Raw genomic sequence first — 4,784 nt, forward strand, 5'->3', positions numbered from 1 at the left:
AAAGCTGTTTGTAAATGTCTTAACCCTTGTTGTAAAGGTACACAGCTAACTTCGTTTAAAAACTCTAATTCTTCTTGTTTTTTCCAATCGGTTAGCATTGAAGAAGTTTCAGTATATCCTACTCTTTCTTGTCTTTCGTACCATGCTTGTGTTCTGAGATGGAGTGCCTTATTGTAAACCAATCTTACACAGCCCAATGTGCGCCGCAATAGCGACTCTTGTTCGGGTGTTGGGTAAAATCGAAACGAATAGGCTTTTTCCATACCTCACATTCTAACACATATTTTGTAAATGCGCTAAGATTTAACAGTAAAGCCGTCGTAGAACGACGGGGTTTCAGACCCAAAATTTCCGATGATCATCGCAGGAGAAAGAAGCGGAGTCGGTAAAACGACGATTACTCTGGCAATCTTGGCCTATTTAATCAGTCGTGGCGATCGAGTGCAATCTTTTAAAGTCGGGCCCGATTATATCGATCCCATGTTCCATACTCATTTTACTGGTCGCCCCTGTCGCAATCTCGATCCGGTTTTAACTTCTGAAGACTATGTAAAAACCTGTTTTGCCCAACATTGTCAAAATGTCGATTATGCTCTGATTGAAGGGGTAATGGGGCTATTTGATGGTATTCAATTAAGCGATACTCAATTTCCCGATTATGCCAGTACCGCCCATATTGCCCGTATTTTAGGGCTTCCTCTGCTGTTAGTGATCGATTGTAGTCGTTTATCTACCTCTGTCGCCGCTATTGTCCGCGGTTATCAATCTTTAGACAAAAATCTCCATCTAGCCGGAGTTATCCTCAATCGGGTTGGTAGCGATCGCCATCTGCAATTACTGCAAACCGCCCTAGAATCCATCAATATGCCGATTGTCGGGGTTTTGCGTCGTCAAGATTCCCTGACAATTCCCGATCGCCATCTAGGATTGGTTCCTAGGGATGAACTAGGAGAAATCAGGGAACTGCAAGATCAACTGGCCTCTATTGCCCAAAACTGCTTTAATTGGGACATTCTCTTGCCTTTACTGACTATTTCTCCCCAAGAGAACCCGAAAAATACCCCAGAAGCAAATAAGCTTTTTCCCCCTATCCGTATCGGTATTGCTAGAGATAAGGCTTTTAACTTTTATTACCCCGATAATCTCGATATTTTAGCCAATTTAGGCGCAGAATTAATCTTTTGGAGTCCCTTGCAAGGGGCAAATTTGCCCGAAAACCTGCAAGGATTGTACTTTGGTGGCGGTTTTCCCGAAATCTTTGCCCCGGAATTAGCGGCTAACACCCCTATCTTAACCCAGGTGAGAAAAGCGATCGCCTCTGGAATGCCCACCTACGCCGAATGTGGGGGATTAATGTATTTATGTGACAAAATAGTTGATTTTGAGCAAAAAAATCATTCTATGTTGCAAATAATCCCCCAATCTGCTATAATGTCGCCGAAGTTAACCCTAGGTTATCGACAAGCCATCGCCAAACAGGAGACGATCCTGCTCAAACCGGGCCAACCAGTGCGCGGCCATGAATTCCATCGCTCCCAATTAAGCGGGGTAAGCGACGCACCGATTTATCAACTGCAAGCATTCCCCAAGGGTGCTATCAATGGCGAAGGGTGGCAAGGTAAGAATCTGCACGCTTCCTATCTCCATCTACATTTTGGGTCCAATCTGAGCCTGCCGAAAAAATTTTTAGCTGCCGGCCTTGATTTTTTCCGAACAGCTGCGTTAAGCTAGTTGCAGATAAATTTGATAATCAATCCGTTAAGGGATACAGGAGGTGATGTCGATGGTAGAAAGTAGTAAAAGCATGGGTCTCCTAATCGACAATAGCCGGCTGTGCGCCGGGGCTGTTCTCTAGACCCCACGTCTAAACAAGATTTAGACTAGCTGGAGTTCCTTCCGGCAGTCTGGTGTCGATTCCGATGACCCGCTACACCGCCCTTACCAAGCAATTGGTAAGGGCGGATAGTTTTTGAGGGTTTCCCGTCAGCATTGTCTAAACCTGCCCTGATTTTGCCCTAAGTGAGCCTTTCTTCACTGTAACTCTACGGGCGCAAACTAACCCATCGCCGATTCTGGTTTGGGGACACCATTTTAACGCCTGTCACCGAGATAATATCATTGGCTAAATTCTCCGCTATCATGGGAATTAATCGATTTATATTATTCTCATAAGCTTTTGTCCAGAATTGAGACAGTTTCTCTCTTCCCTCCTCATTGACGTAGATAGTTTTATCGGGCGTAATCAATACCATTGCCACGTCACCTGAGTTTTCCGTGACGGCAAAGACAAACTGATCACGGTCGGACTTGAGACCTTCGTACCAGTAGTCTAGGTGTTCTTCTAATTCGTATTCATAGAGAGCGCGTTCCATCTTGCCATCTTGCAGCAAGGCTTTACGCAGTGTATTGGCTATCTTTCTTTTTTTCATGGTCTTGTCCCTGTTTTTGTTCGCATTAATTACCCACTACTCCTTATGAAAAACAAGCACTTCGATCCAAAAGGCAAGATGCCCTCCCCGTTCACCATCGAACTACAGAACGGTTGGCGCCAGACCCTGCCGTTCGAGGACAAACGGGATTTTGAAGAGGCCCAAAAAGGCTTTATTGCCGCCCCACCTTACAAACAAATCATAGCAGAGGCGGGTAACGTGGCTTGGGATATGGGCAGCTACGAGTTCCTGTTGCGGGGCTTTGACAGCGTTTTCGACAGCATTCACCCCTCATTGCAGCGCCAGGCAGTTCTGAACATGGCCTACGGACTCTATGAAGTCTTGCCGGACAAGATCTACCAAGTGCGAGGGTTCGACCTGGCCAACATGACGATCATCAAGGGCAATACAGGTTGGATTCTATTTGATGTGTTGACCTGTAAGGAAACGGCTAAAGCCGCTCTGGAACTGGTCAATGAACACCTGGGACACCGTCGTGTGGTCGCCGTCGTGTACTCCCACTCCCACGTCGATCACTACGGCGGGGTGCGCGGTGTGGTGGATGAGGCGAATGTGAAGAACGGGAAGGTGCAGATTATCGCCCCCGTTGGCTTCATGGAATATGCGATCGCCGAAAACGTCTATTCGGGGACGGCGATGGTCCGCCGGGCATTCTTTCAGTACGGCCTGCTATTGCCGCGCAGCCCGTTCGGCCATGTAGATCAGTCGATCGGCAAGAACACCGCAGCGGGCAACACCGGACTGATTGAACCCACCCGTTACATCGAGCAGGACATTGAGGAATTGACCATCGACGGGGTGAAAATGGTATTTCAGAATACGCCAGGCACCGAAGCCCCCGCCGAGATGAACACCTATTTCCCTGACTGGAAAGCGTTCTGGGCAGCAGAAAACATCTGCGGTACGATCCACAACATCTACACGCTGCGGGGTGCATTGGTGCGGGATGCGTTGGAGTGGTCGAAGAAAATTAATGAAGCCCTCTATAGGTTCGGGCAGCAAGCGGAGGTGATGTTTGCCTCCCATAGCTGGCCTCGTTGGGGCAACGATCGCATTCAGGAAGTCATGCGAACCCAGCGGGATGCCTATGCTCACCTGCATAACGAGGTGCTGCACCAAGCCAACCAGGGCGTGACCATTAATGAAATCCACAATGTTTACAAGCTGCCCGAAAGTTTGCAGCAACAGTGGGCTGCCCACAGCTACCACGGTTCTGAGGAACACAATAGCCGTGCCGTGATTAACCGCTACCTGGGCTACTGGGATGCCAATCCAGCCACATTAATTCCGCTGTCACCGAGGGAATCGGCTCCGCTCTACGTCGAGATGATGGGGGGTGCGGAGAAGATTCTGGCCAAAGGTCAGGAGTTGCACGATCGAGGCCAATACCGCGAAGCCATGGAGATACTGAACAAGCTGGTCTATGCTGAACCCCAGAACCAGGCAGCTAAAGACCTCCTGGCCGATGTGTTTGAGCAGATTGGCTACCAGAAAGAAAGCCCCAGTGTCCGCAACAGCTTTCTGGCCGCCGCTTACGAACTACGAAATGGCTTCCCCACGGGGGTCACGGCCAAGACAGTCACCCCCGATACGGTTCGCGCCATGTCCACCCAACTCTGGCTCGACTTCATCGGCATTCGTCTAGATAGCCAGAAAGCGGAAGGGATGAAATTCACCATCAATTTGCTCACACCAGACAACGGTGAGAAATTTGCGGTGGAAATGAGTAATTCAACCCTGACAAACATCAAGGGATTCCAGGCCAAAAATCCTGATCTCACCATCACGATCGACCGTAGCGACCTGGAGTTGATTATGGCTGGGATAGCCACATTTCCTGCCCTGATTGGCGAAGGGAAGGTGAAGCTAGAGGGCGATGCTCAGGTCTTGGTGCGACTCCAGAGCCTCTTAGTCCAGTTCACCCCGGACTTTGAGATCTTGCCAGGAAGCAAGCCGGCGGAGTCAGTTACGCCCACTGAGAACTCGTTCGAGCAGCCAGAGCCGGCAGATACGTCTGGAGGTTGAGCGGCAATGGCAGTCACCCCTGGGAACGGTGAAGGGCTACCGGTTTCAAGCGGGACAGTTTCGGAATGGGGGAGTTGGGCAAGTATCTCACCTCTCCTCGTCTCCCCGTCCCTTCCACAGTGTTCTGTCTTAAGCCGCAACTTAATCCCTGATTATGGCAATCTGACCGCCGTTGACATCCTCGCCGCCCTAAAAGTGCGGCGATTCCTAAACCTCACGATTTAAGTTTCTGCTTCCACCACCGTCGCATACCACAGTTAAAAAACCATGTACTGTCTTACACAGAGTCCACAGACTTTCGCCCCATTT

General features: G+C 49.4%; 5 protein-coding genes. 3 read left to right on the plus strand and 2 right to left on the minus strand.

All coding sequences use genetic code 11. The features are described 5' to 3' along the window. Nucleotides 1-263 (minus strand): helix-turn-helix domain-containing protein (locus O9324_RS14985; RefSeq protein ID WP_288140594.1); only part of this gene is annotated, 263 nt, incomplete at its 3' end. 91 nt (nt 264-354) lie between these two features. On the opposite strand from O9324_RS14985, the gene O9324_RS14990 reads away from it, so the two are divergent. Next, nucleotides 355-1,731, plus strand: a complete 1,377-nt coding sequence (locus O9324_RS14990; RefSeq protein WP_288140595.1) for a cobyrinic acid a,c-diamide synthase CobB — start codon at nt 355-357, stop codon at nt 1,729-1,731. 311 nt (nt 1,732-2,042) lie between these two features. Here the strand turns inward: O9324_RS14990 and O9324_RS14995 are convergent, their stop codons facing one another. Then, complete coding sequence (locus tag O9324_RS14995; RefSeq protein ID WP_002788207.1) at nt 2,043-2,429, minus strand: hypothetical protein; 387 nt, start codon at nt 2,427-2,429, stop codon at nt 2,043-2,045. 45 nt (nt 2,430-2,474) lie between these two features. Here O9324_RS14995 and O9324_RS15000 point away from each other — a divergent pair, with 45 nt between their 5' ends. Further along, nucleotides 2,475-4,475 carry an alkyl/aryl-sulfatase gene (locus O9324_RS15000; RefSeq protein ID WP_223211874.1) on the plus strand — a complete coding sequence of 667 codons (2,001 nt, stop codon included), beginning with the start codon at nt 2,475-2,477 and terminating at the stop codon, nt 4,473-4,475. Between the two features lie 6 nt (nt 4,476-4,481). Then, nucleotides 4,482-4,700, plus strand: coding sequence for a hypothetical protein (locus O9324_RS15005; protein WP_128575143.1), 219 nt, complete (start codon nt 4,482-4,484; stop codon nt 4,698-4,700). Nucleotides 4,701-4,784 lie beyond the last annotated feature (84 nt).

It is taken from the genome of Microcystis sp. LE19-84.1B (assembly GCF_027531875.1).
In the GTDB taxonomy this organism is placed as follows: Bacteria; Cyanobacteriota; Cyanobacteriia; order Cyanobacteriales; family Microcystaceae; genus Microcystis; species Microcystis panniformis.